The organism is Kitasatospora cinereorecta, assembly GCF_024172095.1.
Taxonomy (GTDB): domain Bacteria; phylum Actinomycetota; class Actinomycetes; order Streptomycetales; family Streptomycetaceae; genus Kitasatospora; species Kitasatospora cinereorecta.
The window spans coordinates 815,138-833,775 of sequence record NZ_JAMZDX010000002.1 but is presented as its reverse complement, the minus strand read 5'-3'; the positions used below and the strand labels follow the sequence as shown (position 1 = coordinate 833,775).

Below are 18,638 nucleotides of genomic sequence, written 5' to 3'. Positions count from 1 at the left end.
CTGCCGCGCGGTCGCCGCGCGGCGGCGCGGGGGCTGGCTTATTGGCACGGAGTGTGGTGTATTTGGGGAACTGAGTTCCCTACAAGCTTCCGCGGACGGCTGCCCATGACCCAGGACTTCGACCTCTTCCGTCTCTCCGAGGAGCACGAGATGCTCCGGGAGTCGGTGCGTTCGCTGGCGGAGGCGAAGATCGCGCCGTTCGCCGCGGAGGTGGACGAGCAGGGCCGCTTCCCGCAGGAGGCGCTGGACGCGCTGCAGGGCAACGACCTGCACGCGGTGCACGTGCCGGAGGAGTACGGCGGCGCGGGCGCGGACGCGCTGGCCACCGTGCTGGTGATCGAGGAGGTCGCCCGGGTGTGCGCCTCGTCCTCGCTGATCCCGGCGGTCAACAAGCTCGGCTCGCTGCCGGTCCAGCTGTCCGGCTCGGAGGAGCTGAAGGCCAAGTACCTGGGCGCGCTCGCCCGCGGCGAGGGCATGTTCTCCTACTGCCTGTCCGAGCCCGAGGCCGGCTCCGACGCCGCCGGGATGAAGACCCGCGCGGTGCGCGACGGCGACTTCTGGGTCCTCAACGGCGTCAAGCGGTGGATCACCAACGCCGGCGTCTCCGAGTACTACACCGTCATGGCCGTCACCGACCCCGAGCTGCGCTCGCGCGGCATCTCCGCGTTCGTGGTCGAGAAGGCCGACGAGGGCGTGTCCTTCGGCGCCCCGGAGAAGAAGCTCGGCATCAAGGGCTCGCCGACCCGCGAGGTCTACTTCGACAACGTCCGGATCCCCGCCGACCGCATGATCGGCGCCGAGGGCACCGGCTTCGCCACCGCGATGAAGACCCTCGACCACACCCGCGTCACCATCGCCGCCCAGGCCATCGGCATCGCCCAGGGCGCCCTCGACTACGCCAAGGGCTACGTCAAGGAGCGCAAGCAGTTCGGCAAGGCCATCGCCGAGTTCCAGGGCGTCCAGTTCATGCTCGCCGACATGGCCATGAAGCTGGAGGCCGCCCGCCAGCTCACCTACGCCGCCGCCGCCAAGTCCCAGCGCACCGACGGCGACCTGACCTTCTTCGGCGCCGCGGCCAAGTGCTTCGCCTCGGACGTGGCGATGGAGATCACCACCGACGCCGTCCAGCTGCTCGGCGGCTACGGCTACACCCGCGACTACCCGGTCGAGCGGATGATGCGCGACGCCAAGATCACCCAGATCTACGAGGGCACCAACCAGGTCCAGCGCATCGTCATGGCCCGCAACCTCCCGTAACCCTGACTCTCCATCGGAAAGGAGCAGACATCGTGACCCTGCGCATCGCTGTCTGTGTGAAGTACGTGCCCGACGCGACCGGTGACCGTCGCTTCGCGGACGACACCACCACCGACCGGGAGGGCGTGGACGGCCTCCTGTCGGAGCTGGACGAGTACGGCGTCGAGCAGGCGCTGCGGATCGCGGAGGCGTCCGGGGACGCCGAGGTGACCGTGCTCACGGTCGGTCCGGACGACGCGAAGGACGCGCTGCGCAAGGCGCTGTCGATGGGCGCGGACAAGGCCGTCCACGTGAACGACGACGACATCCACGGCTCGGACGTGATCGCGACCTCCGCGATCGTGGCGAAGGCCCTGGAGCAGGTCGGCTTCGACCTGGTCGTGTGCGGCATGGCCTCCACCGACGGCACCATGGGCGTGCTGCCCGCGCTGCTGGCCGAGCGCCTCGGGGTGCCGCAGGCCACCCTGCTGTCCGAGGTCGGCGTCGAGGGCACCACCGTCAAGGGCCGCCGCGACGGCGACGCCGCCTCCGAGCAGGTCGAGGCCCAGCTGCCCGCCGTCGTCTCGGTCACCGACCAGTCCGGCGAGGCCCGCTACCCCTCCTTCAAGGGCATCATGGCGGCGAAGAAGAAGCCGGTGCAGTCGCTGGACCTGGACGACCTGGGCATCGACGCCGACGCGGTGGGCCTGGCCGGCGCCTGGACGAAGGTGGAGACCGTCACCGCCCGCCCGCCGCGCTCCAAGGGCACGATCGTCACCGACGAGGGCGAGGGCGGCAAGCAGCTCGCCGCGTTCCTCGCCGAGCAGAAGTTCATCTGACCGGGACCCTGGACAAGAAGAAGAGAGCCACGACATGACCGAGATCCTCGTCCTGGTCGACCACGCCGACGGCCAGGTGCGCAAGCCCGCCCTCGAGCTGCTCACCCTCGCCCGCCGCCTGGGCACCCCCGCCGCCGTCGTCCTCGGCGCCGGCGACAACGCGGCCGCGATCGCCGCCAAGGCCGCCGAGTACGGCGCCGCCACCGTCCACACCGCCGACGCCCCCGAGTTCACCGCGCAGCTCGTCGTCCCCAAGGTCGACGCGCTCACCCAGATCGCGCAGGCCACCGAAGCCGGCGCGGTGCTGGTGACCTCCTCCGGCGAGGGCAAGGAGATCGCCGCCCGGGTCGCCCTGCGGCTGGGCTCCGGCCTGATCACCGACGCGGTCGACCTGGAGGCCGGCGCGAGCGGCCCGGTCGCCACCCAGTCGGTGTTCGCCGCCTCCTTCCAGGTGAAGTCCACCGTCACCCACGGCGCGCCGGTCATCACCGTCAAGCCGAACGCGGTCGCCCCGGAGCCGGCCCCGGCCGCCGGCACCGTCCAGGCGGTCGAGGTCGCGTTCACCGGCAACGCCGCCACCGTCACCGCCCGCACCCCGCGGGTGTCCTCCGGCCGCCCCGAGCTGACCGAGGCCGCGATCGTGGTCTCCGGCGGCCGCGGCGTCGGCGCCGCCGAGGGCTTCGGCGTGGTCGAGGACCTCGCCGACGCGCTCGGCGCCGCCGTCGGCGCCTCCCGCGCCGCGGTCGACGCCGGCTGGTACCCGCACACCAACCAGGTCGGCCAGACCGGCAAGCAGGTCTCCCCGCAGCTCTACATCGCCGCCGGCATCTCCGGCGCGATCCAGCACCGGGCCGGCATGCAGACCTCGAAGACCATCGTCGCGGTCAACAAGGACCCCGAGGCCCCGATCTTCGAACTCGTCGACTACGGCATCGTCGGCGACCTCTTCACCGTCCTGCCGCAGCTCACCGCGCAGGCGAAGGGCTGATCGGGACGACACCCGAACACGGCGGAAGCCGGCCGGCGAACTCGCCGGCCGGCTTCCGCCGTTCTGCTGTCCCGCTGTTCCGCTGTCCCTGCGTCCGCGCGGGGGCCCGGTCAGCCCTGGTTCAGGCCCGACTCGATGTCCCGGACGACCCGCCACATCGGGGTGGAGCGCCGGGTGATGACGATGACCACGTCGTCCTCCTCCTCGCCGCCCGCCGCCGCGGGACGCTCCGAGGACCACGCCTCGGTCACGTACGCCAGCGCGTGGTCGACCTCGGCCGTGGCGTCCCCCTGGCCGTCGGCCCGCAGCCAGGCGCGCAGCGCGTTGTTGTGGGCGGCCACCACGGCGGCCGCGATCACGTCGGCGCGCAGCGTGCCGTCCCGGCGGGCGGAGAAGCGGGCGCGCAGGTAGTCGGCGAGGGTGCGCTCGTACCGCCACACCACCGACAGCTCGTAGGTGCGCAGGCCCGGGACCTGGCGGGTGAGCCGGTAGCGCTGGACCGAGAAGGTCGGGTTCTCCGCGTACATCCGCAGCACCAGGCGGGCGGCGTCGCAGACCCGGACCACCGGGTCGTCGGTGTCGGCGCTGTCCCGCAGGAAGGCGGTCATGTCCGCCAGGCACTTCTCGTGGTCGGGGAAGACCACGTCCTCCTTGGACGGGAAGTACCGGAAGAACGACCGCCGGCCCACCCCGGCCGCCTTGACGATGTCGTCGACGGTGGTCTGCTCGTAGCCGTGCTCCAGGAACAGCCGGAAGGCCGCCGCCACGAGGGAGTCGCGCATGGCGGGCTTCGCGGGCGCGCCGGGGGCGGCCTTCTGGTCTGCGGTCTGCGCGTCGGTCATGCTGCGAACTTAGCACCGCGAGCGCCTTCACGGCACTCGGTGCGCCCAGCCGACGGCACCGCGTTCCCAGGCGGTCCTCAGAACTGGACGGTCGGGGTGTCGCTGGTGCCCTAGGACGCCCGGTCCCCGTAGCCGGGCAGGGCGGGGTCGGGCATCGGGGTCGCGGCGGCGGCGCGCAGGTGGGGCGGGGCGAGGGCGCGCAGCAGGTGGTAGCCGGCAAGGGTGAGCACGGTGCCGAGGGCGATGCCGCTGAGCTCGAAGTTGTCGGTGAACTTCAGCGCACATTGCCGATGCCGACGATCACCCCGGCCGCGACCGGGACCAGGTTGAGCGGGTTGGTGAGGTCGACCCGGTTGTGGATCCAGATCTGGGCGCCGAGCAGGCCGATCATGCCGTACAGCACCACGGTGATCCCGCCGAGCACCCCGCCGGGGATGGCGGCCACGACCGCGCCGAACTTCGGGCAGAGGCCGAAGAGGATCGCGAAGCCGGCCGCGCACCAGTAGGCGGCGGTGGAGTAGACCCGGGTCGCGGCCATCACGCCGATGTTCTCGGCGTACGTGGTGGTGGCGGGGCCGCCGAAGGCGGTGGAGACGACCGTCGCTGCGCCGTCGGCGGTGATCGCGGTGCCCATCCGGTCGTCCAGCGGGTCGCCGGTCATCTCGGCGACCGCCTTGACGTGGCCGGCGTTCTCGGCGATCAGCGCGACGACCACCGGCAGGGCGACCAGCACGGCAGAGAGCGAGAAGCTCGGTGCGTGCGGGGTGGGCAGGCCGATCCAGTCGGCGTGGGCGACGCCCGACAGGTCGAGCCGCCAGTGGTCGGTCACCGCGCCGCTGCCGTTCGGCGCGTGGATCCGGCCGAAGATCCGGTCGGACAGCCAGGAGACCACGTACCCGAAGATCAGGCCGAGGAAGATCGCGATCCGGGCCCAGAAGCCGCGCAGCACCACCAGGGCCAGACCGGTGAACAGCATGGTGAGCAGGGCCGTCCACTGGTCCTGCGGCCAGTAGGTGCCGGCCGTCACGGGTGCCAGGTTGAAGCCGATCAGCATCACCACGGCGCCGGTGACCACCGGCGGCAGCACGGCGTGCAGCATCCGGGCGCCGACCGCCTGCACCACGGCCCCGCAGGCCGCCAGGACCGCGCCGACCACCAGCAGCGCCCCGGTCAGGGTGGCCGAGTCCCCGCCCTGGGAGCGGATCACCGCGGCCACCCCGACGAAGGAGAGGCTGCTGCCCAGGTAGCTGGGGATCCGGCCGCCGGTCATCAGCAGGAACAGGATGGTGGCCACGCCGGAGAGCATGACGGCCAGGTTGGGGTCGAGCCCCATCAGCACCGGTGCGACGAAGGTGGCGCCGAACATCGCCACCACATGCTGGGCGCCGAGGCCCGCCGTCCGTCCCCAGGAGAGCCGCTCGCCCGGCCGTACCACCGCACCGGGCGCCGGGCTCCGGCCGTCGCCGTGCAGGGTCCAGCCGAAGCCCCTCGTCCGCACGCGGCTACCTGGTGCGCGACTTCGACCAGGCCGGTGCCACCAGGGCGACCAGGGCCACGGCGAAGGCGATCTGCAGCAGGTGCCTGGTCCAGTCGATGCCGCTGGTGTGCCGCACCCCGATCCAGCCGGACACCAGGTTGCCGAGCAGGGCCCCGGCCGCGCCCAGCAGCATGGTCAGCCACCAGGGGATGGACTGGGGGCCGCGGAGGATCAGCTTCGCCAGCACGCCGAGCACGAAGCCGATCATCAGGATCCACAGCAGTTGGAACATCGGGTCCGCCCTTCGGATCGGCCGTCCCGGCGACGGCGGGCGATCCCATGATCACGCCGGGCCGCCGATCGGGCATCTCGATCACGCCGGTCGACCGTGCCTTCTGCCCTCCGTCACTCCGGGTCACTCCGGCAGCAGCAGGTTGACGTCGCCGAACTCGTGCCACAGATAGCGGTGCGCCACCGCCTCGGCGTAGCAGCGGAGCAGCAGCTCGCGGCCGGCCACCGCCCGGAGCATCAGCAGGTGCGAGGCGCGCGGCTCGTGCCAGCCGGTGAGCAGGCCGTCCACGCTGCGGACGCCGCGCTCCGGGGTGACCACCAGGTCGGTCCAGCCCTCCGCCGCGCGCACCCGGCCGTCCGGGCCGGTGGCCGACTCCAGCGCCCGGACCGCCGTGGTGCCGACCGCCACCACCCGGCCGCCGCCTGCCCGGACGTGCCCGACCAGCCGGGCCGTGCTCCCCCCCACCCGGAACCACTCCGGGTACGGCGGCTCGTGCGCCTCGGGCGAGGCGACACCGGTGTGCAGCGTGATCGGCGCGACCAGCACGCCGCGGGCGGCCAGCCGGGCGACCGTCCGGGTGGTGAACGGCCGGGCCGCGCTCGGCATCTCGCTGCTGCCCGGGACCTCGGCGAACACCGTCTGGTACGCCTCGATCGGCCAGTCCCGGTCCACGTAGCCGTAGCGGATCGCCCGGCCGTGGCGGGCCAGGTAGCCGATCGTCCCACCAACCGGGTCGGGGAGGTCGAGGTGCGCGTGCCACAGGCGCGGGGTGAAGGGGGCGGTGAGCACCGCGCCCGCGCCGCCGGGCAGCGCGATCCGCAGGCCGGGGGCGGCCGGGGACCGGGCCTGCGGGTAGTACGCGGCGGCGCCGGCCGTCGGTCGACGCAGCTCGACCAGGTGACGGCCGTTCGGATCGGGCCGGGCGGAGGAGAGGTGGAGGACCACGGGAGTGCCGTCGGGCAGCCGTCCGGGGAGGGCGGCGGGCAGGGTGGCCGAGTTGTTCACCACCAGCAGGTCGCCCGGGCGCAGCAGGTCCGGCAGGTCGGCGAAGTCGTGGTGCGCGGTGGTGAGCGGGGCCCGTCGGCCCACCAGCATCCGGACCGCGTCGCGGCCGGGGCCGCGCGCCTCGGCGGGCTCCCGGGCGGAGAGCTCGGGCGGCACGGTGACGTCGAACGGGTCGAGGGCCTGGTCCACGGCGGTGGCCACCTCACGCCCCCGTCGGGATGCGGGCGACGTCCGGGGCGAGGGCGGTGGCCTCCGGAGCGAGGACGGAGGCGACGGTGAGCAGGTCGGCGGCGCGGTAGCGGCCGGACGGCGGACGGTCGCGGAGCAGCACCCGGAAGGCGGGCACGACGCTCTCCGGCAGCGGACGGTCGGAGATGTCCTCGCCCGGGAACGCCTCCTGGTGCATCCGGGTGCGCATGTCGCCGGGGTCCACCGCCCACACCCGCAGCTCCGGCTCCTCGACCGCGAGGACCGCCGACGCGTGGTCCAGGGCGGCCTTCGCCGCGCCGTAGCCGCCCCACCCGGCGTACGCCTCGACCGCGGCGTCCGAACTGAGGTTGACCACCGCGCCGCGGTGGGCGCGCAGCTGGGGCAGCAGCAGCTGGGTGAGTGCGATCGGGCCGAGGACGCCGACCTCGAAGGTCTCCAGCAGCCCGGGCAGCGGGAAGTCGGCGAGGGCGGGCAGCGGGGCGCCGGCCAGGTCGTAGCCGGTGAGGGTGGAGGCGTTGTTGATCAGCAGTCCGGCGCCGCCGAGGCCGGCGGCGGCCTCGGCGAGCCGTTCGCGGTGGTCGTCGTCGACGACCGAGCCGGGCAGGGCGACGACCTCGGTGAGCGGGGCCAGCTCGCGTGCGGCGGCGGCCAGGTCGGCGGGGGTGCGGGCGGTGATCACCAGCGGGTGGCCGGCGCGGGCGAGCATCCGGACCAGTTCGAGGCCGAGGCCCCGCGAGGCGCCGGTCACCACGGCGGCGGGCTTCGCCTGTGCGTGGTCGACGGGTGCGCTGTTCGGCTGTGCGCTGTTGGCGTGTGCGCTGTTCATGGGACGAGCGTCGCTCCGGCCACCCGGGTCCCGGATCGGCCGTCGGGCCGGGTAGCCCCTGGGCTCTTCGCCCTACGGCGGCGGGTCTAGGACGAAAGTAGCGGGCGCCGACGCGGTCCGCGTGGGGTCTCGGCTTCGCTCCTCCCCCGCCCTACCATCGGACAATCCGATCGACTGCTCGCGAGAGGCCGCGCCCGCCATGACGATCAGTGACGCCCTGACGGTCGACCAAGTGATCGCCCGGATGGACGAGTTGCGCGCCGCCCTCCCACCGTCCGACGGCGTCGCCGTCTTCAACGGGATGTACCTGACCGTGACCCGGCTGGTCCGCGAACGGCTGGACCAGGCGTACTTCGACGACCCGGCGGCGATGGCCGAGCTGGACGGGCTCTTCGCCGGCCGCTACCTGGCCGCCGTCGACGACGACCGCGCCGGCCGCCGACCGAACCCCTGCTGGCGCCCGCTGTTCGACCTGCGCGCCACCCCCGGGATCCACCCGCTGCAGTACGCCCTGGCGGGCATGAACGCCCACATCGAGCACGACCTGCCGCTCGCCGTCCTGGACACCTGCCGCAGCCTCGGCCGCCACCCCGAGCAGCTGGCCACCGACTACCACCGGATCAACGACCTGCTCGCCCAGGTCGAGGACCAGGTACGGGACGAGCTGCTCCCCGGCCCGGACGACCTGCCGGTCGCCGCCCCGCTGATGCACGTGGTCGGCGTCTGGTCGATCGACCGGGCCCGCGAGGCGGCGTGGGCGAGCGTGCTGGCGCTCTGGGAGCTGCGCCGCGTCCGCCCCGCCTACCAGCTGGCGGTGGACGCCCTGGCCCGCTCGGTCGGCATGGTCAGCCGGGCCCTGCTGACCCCCCTCGACGGCGCCACCGCCCTCCCCGGGTCCTGACCGCAGGGCCAGGGGAGGACGGCGGAGCGGTCAGGCCCAGCTGGAGTGCAGCGGCTTGCCCTCGGCGTAGCCGGCGGCGCTCTGGACGCCGACGATCGCCTTCTCGTGGAACTCCTCCAGGCTGGAGGCGCCCGCGTAGGTGCAGGAGCTGCGCACGCCCGCGACGATCGAGTCGATCAGGTCCTCGACGCCCGGCCGGGCCGGGTCGACGAACATCCGCGAGGTGGAGATGCCCTCCTCGAACAGCGCCTTGCGGGCCCGGTCGTACGCCGACTCCTCCGCGGTGCGGTTGCGCACGGCGCGGGCCGAGGCCATGCCGAAGCTCTCCTTGTACTGGCGGCCATCGGCGGTGGTCTGCAGGTCGCCGGGCGACTCGTAGGTGCCGGCGAACCAGGAGCCGATCATCACGTTGGACGCGCCGGCGGCCAGCGCCATGGCGACGTCGCGCGGGTGGCGGACACCGCCGTCGGCCCAGACGTGCTTGCCCAGGCGGCGGGCCTCGGCGGCGCACTCCAGCACGGCGGAGAACTGCGGGCGGCCGACACCGGTCATCATCCGGGTGGTGCACATGGCGCCGGGGCCGACACCGACCTTGAGGATGTCCGCGCCGGCCTCGACCAGGTCGCGGACGCCGGCGGCGGAGACCACGTTGCCGGCCACGATCGGGACCTGCGGGTCCAGGCCGCGGACCGCGCGCAGCGCGCTGACCATCGACTCCTGGTGACCGTGGGCGGTGTCCACCACCAGCACGTCGGCGCCGGCCTCGACCAGCGCCTTGGCGCGGCCGGCCACATCCCCGTTGATGCCGACGGTGGCGGCGATCCGCAGCCTGCCGGCGGCGTCCACGGCCGGGGCGTAGAGGGTGGCGCGCAGCGCGTTCTTGCGGGTCAGAAGGCCGACCAGGGAGCCGTCGGCGGCGACCACCGGGGCGAGCTTGCGGTGGTGCTCGTTGAGCCGGTCGAAGGCGGCGCGCGGGTCGATGCCCTCCTCCAGGAGGAGCAGGTCGCGGGACATCACCTCGGCGAGGCTGGTGAAGCGGTCCACGCCGTGGCAGTCGCCCTCGGTGACGACGCCGATCGGCTTGCCGTCCTCCACCACCACCAGCGCGCCGTGGGCGCGCTTGGGCAGCAGCGACAGCGCGTCGGCGACGGTGTCGCCGGGGCTGAGGGTGAGCGCGGTGTCGTGCACCAGGTGGCGCTGCTTGACCCAGCCGATGACCTCGGAGACGACCTCGATCGGGATGTCCTGCGGGATGGCCACCAGGCCGCCGCGGCGGGCCACGGTCTCGGCCATCCGGCGGCCGGCGATCGCGGTCATGTTGGCGACGACCAGCGGGATGGTGGTGCCGGTGCCGTCGTTCGAGGAGAGGTCGACACCCTGCCGGGAGCCCACGGCGGAACGGCTGGGGACCATGAAGACGTCGTCGTACGTCAAGTCGTACGCGGGCTTGAGGTCGTTCAGGAAGCGCATGAAGGGGGCTCTCTGGCTGGGGAAACGTACACCTCGGGCGCGGTTACGGCGTTGCCGCAGGGCGCACTCGGGCGCCCCGCACCCAACGTTCAATACTCCGTGATACCCACCCCCGATGCCAGTCCACGCACGGATTCTGAAGATCGACACAAGCGGTGGGCGGTTCGGCGGGCTACGGCTTGGACGATCCTCCAAGTGCGGCCAGGTGGCGGCCCTCGGTGAAGAAGGCGAGCAGCGCGGGTTCGTCGGGCAGGTCGGCCATTGGACGGGCGGCGCCGAAGGGGGCGTTCCAGAACGCGCCGGTGCGCGGGATGTGCGGGCCGACATAGGCGTACGGCTCCGCCAGGTACGTGTCACCCGGGGAGACGCCGTAGTTGACCGCCTCGGCGGTGACGCCGAGGTCGAAGTGCTCCGGCCAGAGCACCGGGTCAGCGCCGGGGAAGAGCGCGCGCAGCGCGGCGTCGCCGAGCGCGAAGGCGTCGGCGATCCGCCGGGCGGCGGCCGGGTCGACCTCCAGGCGCTGGTCGGCCGGGACGCCGGAGCCGTCGGAGTAGAGCTCCGCCGTGCCGCCGGGGACGAGGCCGGCGGCCGCGGCCAGCGTGGCGCAGTCGGTGCCGGACAGCGGCAGCGGGCCGGCCGGCGTGACCAGGTCGGTGCCGACCACCTGGAGGGCCGGCTCCAGCCGGGTGGCGAAGCCGCCGGGGCAGGGGCGCAGCCGGATGGTGCCGCTGGTGCGGTACTGCGGGCCGGCGAGCAGATGCTCGGCGACCGCGTGCAGCGAGCGCCGGGTGCGGGTGAGGATGTCGGAGTCGATGTCCATGGACGGCATCCTGCCGCGCCCGGCGCGCCGCGGCCCGTCAGATTGCTGAGGTGCGCAGCCTGGCGAGCACGCTGCCGTCGTCGGCGACGGCGAGCACCCGACCGGCGGCGTCCCACACGGTGACCGTGCCGGTGTGCCGGCGCAGGCGCACCGCCTCCGGTCGGGCCTGCGGGAAGACCGCGGTGAACAGGCGCTCCGTCCCGGCGCAGACCGCCGCGCGGACGGAGCCGTCGGCCTGCGGGACGGCGAGGGCGAAGCGGTCGCCGTCGGCGGGTACGGCGGTGCCCGGCGCGAGCGGCAGGGTGATCCCGTCGTCGGCCCGCTCGCCGTACAACCGCACCCGGGCGGTGCCGCGGGCCGGTTCGGCGGGCGCCTGTTCGGCGGGCACCTGGACGATCAGGCCGTCGGCGAGCACGGCGTCCGCCTCGTCCGCGCCGGTGAGCCGGTGGCGGGAGCGCAGGTCCCAGCCGGGCAGGTCCCAGCGCCAGCGCTCGGTGCGGCCGTTGCTGTGGACCAGGGCGCTGCAGCCGTCCGCCGTCCGGGCGGGCGGGCCCGCCGGGCGGGACTCGTCGCCGAGTTCGTACCGGATCACGGCCGGGCGTGCGGCCAGGGTGTCCAGGACGACCAGGCGCGGGCCGTCGACGGTGAGCAGCGTCCGGCCGTCGTACGAGCCGGCCAGGTGGTCGGCCCGGACGGCGGCCCAGCGGGCGACCTCGCGGGTGGCCAGGTCGAGCCGGACCACCTCCCAGGTCGCGCCGTAGCGGGCGGCCAGCAGCGCGGTGGTGCCGTGGTCGTTGAGCACGATCCGCTCGGCGGGGACGTCCCACCGGGCCGTGGTCCGGCCGTCCGGGGCCAGCAGCCTGGTCCCGGCGTGGCCGCAGGCGACCAGGACGGCGCCGGAGGCGAGGGCCGCGGCGTCGTGCAGCGGCAGATCGCCGGGCAGCGTGGGCGCGGTGACCACGGGGACGGCCGCCTCGGTCGCGTCGGCCACGTCGGCGGCGCCGCCCGGGTCCGGGGCGGGCAGGTCGGCGGCGGCGAGCGGGTCGGCCCGGTCGAGCAGGGACCACCGCAGCCGTCCGCGCTCGGTGCTGCTCAGCTCCTCGCCGAGGCCGCCGTCGCGGACCAGGGCGCGCAGCGCGGCGGTGGCAAGCTCCCGGTCGGCCACCGGGTCGGCGCACCGCAGCTCGCCCAGCGTGGCGGCCAACCGCCGCCGGTGAGTGCGGTGTTCGGGGCCGGTGGTGTCGAGCAGGGCGCGGGCGTGGTCGCGGACCGCCTCGCCCGCGCCGAGCGCCAGCAGGTGGGCGAGCGCCACCGCCTGGGTCGGGCCGCCGAGCGCCACCAGGCGCCGCAGGTCGCCGACCACGGTCGGGCGCAGCGACTCCTCGGGCCAGGCCGCGCGGACCGCCCCGAGATGGTCGCCGCTCTGCCGGCAGGACCGTACCCAGGCGGCGCGCAGTTCGCCGGCCGCCTGCGGGTCGGTCCGGCCCAGCCGCTCGACGGCGGCGGCGAAGGCACCGCGCTCGCGGGCGACCCGTACCGCCCGGTCGCGGTCGCCGGCCAGCCACCAGAGCCGGACCACCAGGTCGGGGGTGAGATTCCGGCCCTCGGCCAGCTCGGCGGCGAGGGCGAGGCGGCCGTGCCGCTCCAGCACAATGACCGCCTCGGCCGCTGCGCCGAGCAGGTCGGCGAGGGTGAATGCCGCCTCCTCGATCCGGCCCTCGCGCTCCAGCGCCGCGGCCGCCTCGCGGTACAGCGCGGCAAGGTGATCCCGGACGGTGGCCCGGCCGGGCATGACACCGCCGGGGGCGTTCGGTGCGGGGCTCGGGCGCAGCGGACCGGTCCGGCGCCCGGGCAGCGCGAGGGTGAGCCAACCGAGGGCGGCGGCGCCGCCGGCGGACACCGCGACGGCGTCGCGCAGCGCGTCCTCCCAGCGGCGCTGGCGGAACGCCCTGGTCAGCTCGTCCAGGTAGCGGTCGTGCCGGCTCTGCACCAGGCGGGCGGCCGGGGTGCGCATCAGCAGCCGGGCGAGCAGGGCGGACGGCGGGCGCCGTCGGGCGCCGCCGGCCTTCGCGGCCGCGGGCGCGGGCCCGGCCGCCCGGCGCGCCGCCGCACCCCGGGGCGAAGAGGGGCGACCGCCGCGGATGAGGAGTTCGGCCACCGGGGCGATCGCCACGCCGGCCAGCAGGGCCAGCAGGAGCCGGTGCGGTACCACGTTCTCGGGCAGCAGCAGGCAGAGCGCGAGCAGCGGCAGCAGGACGGCGGTCGAGCCCAGCATCCGCCGGGTGCGCGGGTCGAGCGCGCGCAGCGGCCGCAGGGCCCGGGTGCGGTCCGGGCCGGGGTCGTCCGCGAGCTGTCGGCGGGCGCGCTCGGAGCGCGGGGCCAGCCGGGCGGCGGCCCGCAGGTCGGGCTGCGGGCGGGCCGGCAGTGCCTCGTCCACCGGGTCCGGCTCGGGCGGCAGGTCGAGCGGCGCCAGTCGGCGCAGCGGGATCGACGCGCGATCGAGCCACTCGGCGGGCCGCAGCAGCGGGAGTTCGGCGACCCGGTGGCGTTCGACCGCTCCGCCGCGGGGCAGCAGCAGCCGGCCCTCGTCGTCCGGCGCCGGTGCGGCCGGGTCGGCGCGGTGGGTGACCAGCGCGCCCGAGCGTTCCGCCAGTGGTTCGCCCGGGGCCCGGTCCGCGTACACCTGCACCGGCTTCGGCAAGCGCAACAGCCAGGCGCCGTGGGGCAGTTCTCGTAGTTCGGCGCCGTCGGCCCAGAGCGCGAGGACCCGCTCGGCCGCCTCGGCGGCGCCGATCGCGGGCACGTCGAGGACGAAGCCCGACGCGGCGAGCAGCCCGCGGGCCGGTCCGGTCGCGGTGACGCTCATCGCGGGTCTCCTGTCGTCGCCCTGATCCAGCCGGTCACCGGGTTGCCGACCACCAACCTGCCGGGCTGCGGTTCCGCCACGATCAACGGCTGCTCCCAGTGCACGAACGGCGCCAGGGCGCCGCCGGAGAACCGGTCCAGGGTCCGGCTCCCGCTCGACCACACGCTCCGCACCACGCGCTCTCCCGGTTCCACGGTGACCAGCACCGACAGCTGTCCCTCGCCGGCCACACCGACCACCTCCACACCCTGGGGTACCGGGATCACCTGCGGCGGTGTGCCGGGCGGCGCCTCGCGCAGGCGCACGCACCAGTGGTCCGCGCCGGCCCGCCAGGCCACCGCCGCCCGGCTCATCACGTACTCGTCGGCATCCGGCGGCAGGAATCCCGACCGGACGTAGCCCTCCCAAGCCCACCGGAACGGCGGGCCGCCGAGCAGCGTCGAACCCCGCGGGCCGAGCTCGCCCAGCGCCTTGAAACCGCCATTGGGCGTGAGCGCCCACCAACGTCCGGCCAGCGGGACCAGCACATCGTTGACGTCCAACTCGACCGGCAGCACAGGACGTTCGAGCAGGTCGGCGAGGAGCTCGCGGTCCACTCCGAGCTCGGCGAACGGAACCGGTCGGCGCAGGCCGACACCGCCGAGCGGACGGCCGACGACCCGGGTGGTCAGGCAGCCCTTCTCGGCGGTCAGCACGATCAGCCGGCGGCCGATCCTGGCCGCCGCGACCACCGGCCCCGGGAAGCCGTGCTTGGTCGGCCGGAGCAGCTGCCGCGGATGGGCCGCCGTGGGCAGCTTGGACACCAGCAGCTTGTCCGACCCGGGCGGCCGGGCGAGCAGGACGGCGGCCGGGCCGGTGAACGTGGGCATCAGCCGACCGGCCGGGAGCTCCGGCAGCGGGGCGGGCGGCCGACGGCCGGTGCGGAACTCCTCGCCGCGCAGCGCGCGGACGGCGATCCTCCGCTCCGGCAGCGGGAGTTCGGCCGTGCCGCCGGAGAGGGCGAGCCGGACGTGGGTCACCCCGTCGGCCGCCCAGCGGGACGGCGCGGCGGCCAGCACCCGGCGGCGGGTCGGCAGTTGCTCGGCCAGCGCCGGGGAGGTCAGCAGCCAGGCCTCGTCGGGTGCGTCCAGCGCGGCCTCGGCCTCCTGGACGTCGGCGACCTCCGCGTCCCGGTGGCGGCGGGCGCGCAGCCAGCCGGGCAGCAGCCGCGGCAGGTCGCCGTCCAAGTACTCCCCCGGCGGGTCGCCGAGCACGCCGACCGCCAGGTCGGTGCCGCGGGCGGCGGCACGGCGGTGCAGCACGACCAGGGCGGCGAGCTGGACCAGCCGGGCCGCGCCGGCCTGCGCGGGGCCGGCGTCGACCAGGACCACGACCCGGCCGCGAGGACGGGTCGCCCGGAACTCCGGTGCGAACTGCAGCAGTTCACGGTCGGCGGCGCGCCGGACGAACTCGTCCGGGAACTCCTGCGCCAGCAGCCACTCGGAGGCCGGCAGGCGCTCGGGCGAGCCGGCCCGGGTCAGGCCGCCGAAGCCGTCCAGCTCGCCCTCGGGAGCGGTCTGCGGCTCCCGGTCGGCGACCAGCGCCTCGATCCGGCGCACCAGCGGACCGAGCGCGATCCCCAACTGCGGAGACAGTGCGCCCAGTTGCTCGGCCCAACCGGCCAGCCCGGGGGGCAGCGCTACGCTCATCCGAGCCCACCTGATGCGGTACCGGTCGGCGCCGCCAGGCGGGCCAGCGCGGCGCGGTCCGGCGCGGCCGTCGGCGGGGTGAACACGAGCGCGGCGTCGGGGAGCAGGGCGAGGCGGGTGGTGGGGTCGGGGGCGAGGGCGTCCCGCCACAGGGCGGTGGCCGGGCGGGGGCGGGCGGTGGTGGGGACCAGGGCCCCGGCCTCCCAGGCGAGGTAGCGGGCACCGTCCGCCCAGGGCAGGTCCTCGGGCTCGCCGAGGACCAGCAGGGTGGCGGCGTCGGCCGCCGCCCGGAGGGTGATGCCGTCGGCGAGACGGGCCAGGGTGGCCGCCGCGAGGGCGGCGATGGCAGCGGGGTCGGTGGCGGCGACCGCGGCCGCGGGCAGCGGGGGCTCGCGGCGCTCCCAGCGCAGCGGCCGCGCGGGGACCGCGGTCACGGCCGTACCGCGGCAGCGAGCTGCGCCCGGACGGCGGCCAGCGGTTCGGGCAGGTCGGCCGGGTCGAAGCCGGCGTCGATCTCTCGCAGGGTGGCCTCGATCGCGAGCCGCGCGTCGCGGTCGGTCGGCGCGGCGCCGTACCGGGCGATCAGGTCCGTACCGGCGCGGGCGAGCCGTTCGGCGCGGGCGCGGGCGCCGCGGGAGAGCTCCTCGGCGGCGTGCAGCAGGCCCGCGTTGGCGGAGTGTTCGAGCAGGTCGGTGAGGCTGTCGCGGGCGAGCGCCTGGGTGTCGGCGTCGGGGGCGATCAGCGGCAGCACCCACAGGTCGGCGGCGGAGGCGGTGGTGCGGCCGTCGAGGACGGCGGCGGCCGCGACCAGCCGCTGCGAGCGGACGGCGCGGCGGTCGCTGATCGGTACGCCGGCCTCGCGCAGTCGGCGCAGGGCGGCGGCGACCAGCGGGGTGACCGCGGTCAGGTCGCAGTGGCGGGCCGCCGTCGAGAGCCGGTCGAGGGCGTCCAGGACGCCGGGTCCGCCGAGCGTACCGGCGGGGGTGGTGCGGCGGCCGCCGGCGAGGAGTTCCTCGAGCCGCGCGTCGGGGACGGGTTCGACGAACAGCCGGGCCAGGAAGCGGTCGGCGAAGGCGGCCAGCGCCGGGTCCTCGGGGAGGTGGTTGGCGGCGGCGACGCAGACCCGCAGCGGGCTGGCGAGCACCGTGCGGCCGCGCCGGAAGACGCGCTCGTTGAGCAGTCCGAGCAGGGTGTTGAGGACGGCGGTGGAGCCGAGGAAGACCTCGTCCAGGAAGGCGATCTCGGCTTCCGGCAGCATGCCGGCGGTCTCGAACTCGACCGTGCCCTCGCGCAGCCGGCGCAGGTCCACCGGGCCGAACAGCTCGTTGGGCTCGGTGAACCGGCCGAGCAGGTACTCGAAGTAGCGTCCGCCGAGCTGTCCGGCGACCCGCCGGACCGCCTCGGACTTGGCGGTACCGGGCGCGCCGACGACCAGCAGGTGCTCGCCGGCCACCGCGCACAGCGCGATCACCTCGGTGAGCACTTCGCGGGCCACCAGGCCCTCGCCCGCGAGCGCGACGGCCTCGCCGATCGTCTTGGCATCGGCGGTCAGGGTACGGATGTTCGACTCGTCCACAAGCACCGGAGTCTACGAGCGCGATCACCGCGGTCACCAGCGGGTTTCGGCCTCGCGGACTCCGGTGCGACGCGGGATCCGGGTCGGACGGGTCGGACAGGCTCGGACGGGGTCGGGTCAGGCGGCGGTGACGCCGGTGCCGTCGGGGTCGGGGTCGGGGCCGACCGCGGACTCGCCGTCGGCGGCGGTCCGCTGGGCGGCGATGGCGGCGGGCGGGGTGGCGGGTCCGATGTGGTTGAAGAGCAGGTTGAGGGCGAAGGCCAGAATGACCGTCAGGGTGATCGGGCTGCCGAACACGGTCTGCGCCCAGTCGGGGAAGTTCCGGAAGAAGATCTCGTTGCCGAACCGGTCGGTGGCCACCGCGGGCAGCAGGCCGACGCCGAGCGAGACGGCGACCACCAGCAGGTTGTGGTTGCCGGAGAAGTCGACCTTGCGCAGGGTCTGCACGCCGACCGCGGTGACCATCGCGAACATCACCAGGGCGGCGCCGCCGACCACGGGTTCGGGCACCGCGGCGACGAACGCGCCGACCTTCGGGACCAGGCCCATCACCAGCAGCATCGCACCGGCCACCGCGACCACCCACCGGCTGCGGACCCGGGTCATCTGGACCAGGCCGACGTTCTCCGCGTACGCGGTGTCGGGGAAGGAGTTCATGAAGCCGCCGAGCACCGCCGACAGGCCGTCGGTGGCCAGGCCCCGGGCGATGTCGGCGTCGGAGAGCCGACGGTCCGTCATCTCGGCGACGGCGAGCATGTCCGCGGTCGACTCGGTGTACGTCACCAGCAGCACGATGCACATCGAGATGATCGCGGCCGCGTCGAACCGCGGGGCGCCGAAGTGGAACGGGCTGGCCACGCCGAACCAGCTGGCGGCCTTCACCCCGTCAAGGTGCAGCAGTCCCATGGGAATCGACGCCAGGGTGCCGGCCACCAGGGCGAGCAGCGGGGCGATCTGGCCGAGGAAGCCGTGCAGGAAGCGGGTGGCCAGCACGAGCAGCGCGACCACGCCGAAGGCGAGCGCGATGTGCGAGACCTGGGCGTAGTCGGCGGCCTGGGTGTCGTGTCCGGCGATCATGCCGGCGCCGGGGCCGATCAGCGACAATCCGATGATCATGATGACCGTGCCGGCCACCACCGGCGGGAAGAATCTGATCAGTTTGGAGAAGGGTTTGGCGATCAGCAGGCCGAAGACGCCGGAAACCAGCATCGCGCCGTAGACGGTCGGCAGGCCGTGCTTGGCGGCGATCGTGATCATCGGGCTGACCACGGTGAAGGTGGCGCCGGCGACCACGGGCAGGCGGACGCCGAACAGCGTGGAGATGCCGACCGCCTGAATGATCGTCGCGATGCCGGCCACCAGCAGATCGGCGTTGACCAGCAGCGCGATGGTGGCGGCGTCCAGCTTGAGCGCGTTGCCGACGATGAACGGTACGGCGACCGCGCCGGCGTACATGATGAAGACGTGCTGGAGACCGAGGACCGCCAGCCTGGACGGGGGCAGGACCTCGTCGACCGGGTGGACCGCCGCGACGGGTCTGTCGCTGTCGGGTGCGGACTGTGACTGCAACGCAACCTCCGGATGGGCGTGGGAGAGCCGTGC

At 74.8% G+C, this 18,638-nt stretch carries 15 protein-coding genes and 1 pseudogene; 4 read left to right on the top strand and 12 right to left on the bottom strand.

Features of this window, described 5'->3' with window-relative positions; all coding sequences use genetic code 11:
- Nucleotides 1–105: 105 nt before the first annotated feature.
- The 3 genes from FHR36_RS10730 to FHR36_RS10720 are packed head-to-tail and all read left to right on the top strand — an operon-like array spanning nt 106 to nt 3,063.
- On the top strand, nt 106–1,257 hold the full coding sequence (locus FHR36_RS10730) for an acyl-CoA dehydrogenase family protein (RefSeq protein WP_253795971.1): 1,152 nt from the start codon (nt 106–108) through the stop codon (nt 1,255–1,257).
- 32 nt (nt 1,258–1,289) lie between these two features.
- Nucleotides 1,290–2,075: an electron transfer flavoprotein subunit beta/FixA family protein gene (locus FHR36_RS10725; protein ID WP_253795970.1), complete on the top strand. Its 786-nt coding sequence runs from the start codon at nt 1,290–1,292 to the stop codon at nt 2,073–2,075.
- A gap of 34 nt (nt 2,076–2,109) precedes the next feature.
- The gene (locus FHR36_RS10720) at nt 2,110–3,063 is read left to right on the top strand and encodes an electron transfer flavoprotein subunit alpha/FixB family protein (RefSeq protein ID WP_253795969.1); all 954 of its coding nucleotides are present in this window, start codon (nt 2,110–2,112) and stop codon (nt 3,061–3,063) included.
- A 110-nt stretch (nt 3,064–3,173) separates the two neighbouring features.
- On the opposite strand, the gene FHR36_RS10715 is transcribed toward FHR36_RS10720, so the two are convergent.
- From FHR36_RS10715 to FHR36_RS10695, 5 genes and pseudogenes are all read right to left on the bottom strand, one after another.
- Entirely contained in the window at nt 3,174–3,905 is a 732-nt protein-coding gene (locus FHR36_RS10715; RefSeq protein ID WP_253795968.1) for a TetR family transcriptional regulator, read from the bottom strand.
- 110 nt (nt 3,906–4,015) lie between these two features.
- Nucleotides 4,016–5,403, bottom strand: a pseudogene (locus tag FHR36_RS10710) (uracil-xanthine permease family protein).
- Nucleotides 5,404–5,407: 4 nt separating this feature from the next.
- Nucleotides 5,408–5,674, bottom strand: coding sequence for a GlsB/YeaQ/YmgE family stress response membrane protein (locus tag FHR36_RS10705; RefSeq protein ID WP_253795967.1), 267 nt, complete (start codon nt 5,672–5,674; stop codon nt 5,408–5,410).
- 123 nt (nt 5,675–5,797) lie between these two features.
- Nucleotides 5,798–6,880, bottom strand: a complete 1,083-nt coding sequence (locus tag FHR36_RS10700; protein ID WP_253795965.1) for an S-adenosylmethionine:tRNA ribosyltransferase-isomerase — start codon at nt 6,878–6,880, stop codon at nt 5,798–5,800.
- Nucleotide 6,881: 1 nt separating this feature from the next.
- Entirely contained in the window at nt 6,882–7,715 is an 834-nt protein-coding gene (locus tag FHR36_RS10695; protein ID WP_301329978.1) for an SDR family NAD(P)-dependent oxidoreductase, read from the bottom strand.
- Nucleotides 7,716–7,914: 199 nt separating this feature from the next.
- Between FHR36_RS10695 and FHR36_RS10690 the strand changes: the two genes are divergently transcribed.
- Complete coding sequence (locus FHR36_RS10690) at nt 7,915–8,616, top strand: DUF5995 family protein (RefSeq protein ID WP_253795963.1); 702 nt, start codon at nt 7,915–7,917, stop codon at nt 8,614–8,616.
- A 30-nt stretch (nt 8,617–8,646) separates the two neighbouring features.
- On the opposite strand, the gene FHR36_RS10685 is transcribed toward FHR36_RS10690, so the two are convergent.
- The 7 genes from FHR36_RS10685 to FHR36_RS10655 all read right to left on the bottom strand — a co-directional run bounded on the left by FHR36_RS10685 (nt 8,647) and on the right by FHR36_RS10655 (nt 18,605).
- Nucleotides 8,647–10,086 carry a GuaB1 family IMP dehydrogenase-related protein gene (locus FHR36_RS10685; RefSeq protein WP_253795961.1) on the bottom strand — a complete coding sequence of 480 codons (1,440 nt, stop codon included), beginning with the start codon at nt 10,084–10,086 and terminating at the stop codon, nt 8,647–8,649.
- A 172-nt stretch (nt 10,087–10,258) separates the two neighbouring features.
- A complete protein-coding gene (locus tag FHR36_RS10680; protein ID WP_253795959.1) occupies nt 10,259–10,906 on the bottom strand; it encodes a hypothetical protein in 648 nt (215 codons plus the stop codon).
- 37 nt (nt 10,907–10,943) lie between these two features.
- Nucleotides 10,944–13,772: a bpX6 domain-containing protein gene (locus tag FHR36_RS39245; protein WP_301329977.1), complete on the bottom strand. Its 2,829-nt coding sequence runs from the start codon at nt 13,770–13,772 to the stop codon at nt 10,944–10,946.
- The gene (locus FHR36_RS10670) at nt 13,769–15,460 is read right to left on the bottom strand and encodes a hypothetical protein (RefSeq protein WP_253795957.1); all 1,692 of its coding nucleotides are present in this window, start codon (nt 15,458–15,460) and stop codon (nt 13,769–13,771) included. Before FHR36_RS10670 ends, FHR36_RS39245 begins: the two co-directional genes overlap by 4 nt.
- On the bottom strand, nt 15,457–15,894 hold the full coding sequence (locus FHR36_RS10665) for a bpX5 domain-containing protein (protein WP_253795955.1): 438 nt from the start codon (nt 15,892–15,894) through the stop codon (nt 15,457–15,459). The genes FHR36_RS10670 and FHR36_RS10665 overlap by 4 nt, the downstream gene beginning before the upstream one ends.
- A complete protein-coding gene (locus FHR36_RS10660) occupies nt 15,891–17,036 on the bottom strand; it encodes an AAA family ATPase (protein ID WP_253795953.1) in 1,146 nt (381 codons plus the stop codon). Before FHR36_RS10660 ends, FHR36_RS10665 begins: the two co-directional genes overlap by 4 nt.
- A 117-nt stretch (nt 17,037–17,153) precedes the next feature.
- Nucleotides 17,154–18,605 (bottom strand): nucleobase:cation symporter-2 family protein, encoded by a 1,452-nt coding sequence (locus FHR36_RS10655; protein WP_253795952.1) that lies wholly within the window; start codon nt 18,603–18,605, stop codon nt 17,154–17,156.
- Nucleotides 18,606–18,638: the final 33 nt, after the last annotated feature.

What these genes read in the sequence shown, in the direction of transcription:
- FHR36_RS39245 (WP_301329977.1), bottom strand. Translation starts at nt 13,772, where the DNA reads ATGAGCGTCACCGCGACCGGACCGGCCCGCGGGCTGCTCGCCGCGTCG.
- FHR36_RS10670 (WP_253795957.1), bottom strand. Translation starts at nt 15,460, where the DNA reads ATGAGCGTAGCGCTGCCCCCCGGGCTGGCCGGTTGGGCCGAGCAACTG.
- FHR36_RS10705 (WP_253795967.1), bottom strand. Translation starts at nt 5,674, where the DNA reads ATGTTCCAACTGCTGTGGATCCTGATGATCGGCTTCGTGCTCGGCGTG.
- FHR36_RS10730 (WP_253795971.1), top strand. Translation starts at nt 106, where the DNA reads ATGACCCAGGACTTCGACCTCTTCCGTCTCTCCGAGGAGCACGAGATG.
- FHR36_RS10690 (WP_253795963.1), top strand. Translation starts at nt 7,915, where the DNA reads ATGACGATCAGTGACGCCCTGACGGTCGACCAAGTGATCGCCCGGATG.
- FHR36_RS10685 (WP_253795961.1), bottom strand. Translation starts at nt 10,086, where the DNA reads ATGCGCTTCCTGAACGACCTCAAGCCCGCGTACGACTTGACGTACGAC.
- FHR36_RS10695 (WP_301329978.1), bottom strand. Translation starts at nt 7,715, where the DNA reads ATGAACAGCGCACACGCCAACAGCGCACAGCCGAACAGCGCACCCGTC.
- FHR36_RS10715 (WP_253795968.1), bottom strand. Translation starts at nt 3,905, where the DNA reads ATGACCGACGCGCAGACCGCAGACCAGAAGGCCGCCCCCGGCGCGCCC.
- FHR36_RS10680 (WP_253795959.1), bottom strand. Translation starts at nt 10,906, where the DNA reads ATGGACATCGACTCCGACATCCTCACCCGCACCCGGCGCTCGCTGCAC.
- FHR36_RS10720 (WP_253795969.1), top strand. Translation starts at nt 2,110, where the DNA reads ATGACCGAGATCCTCGTCCTGGTCGACCACGCCGACGGCCAGGTGCGC.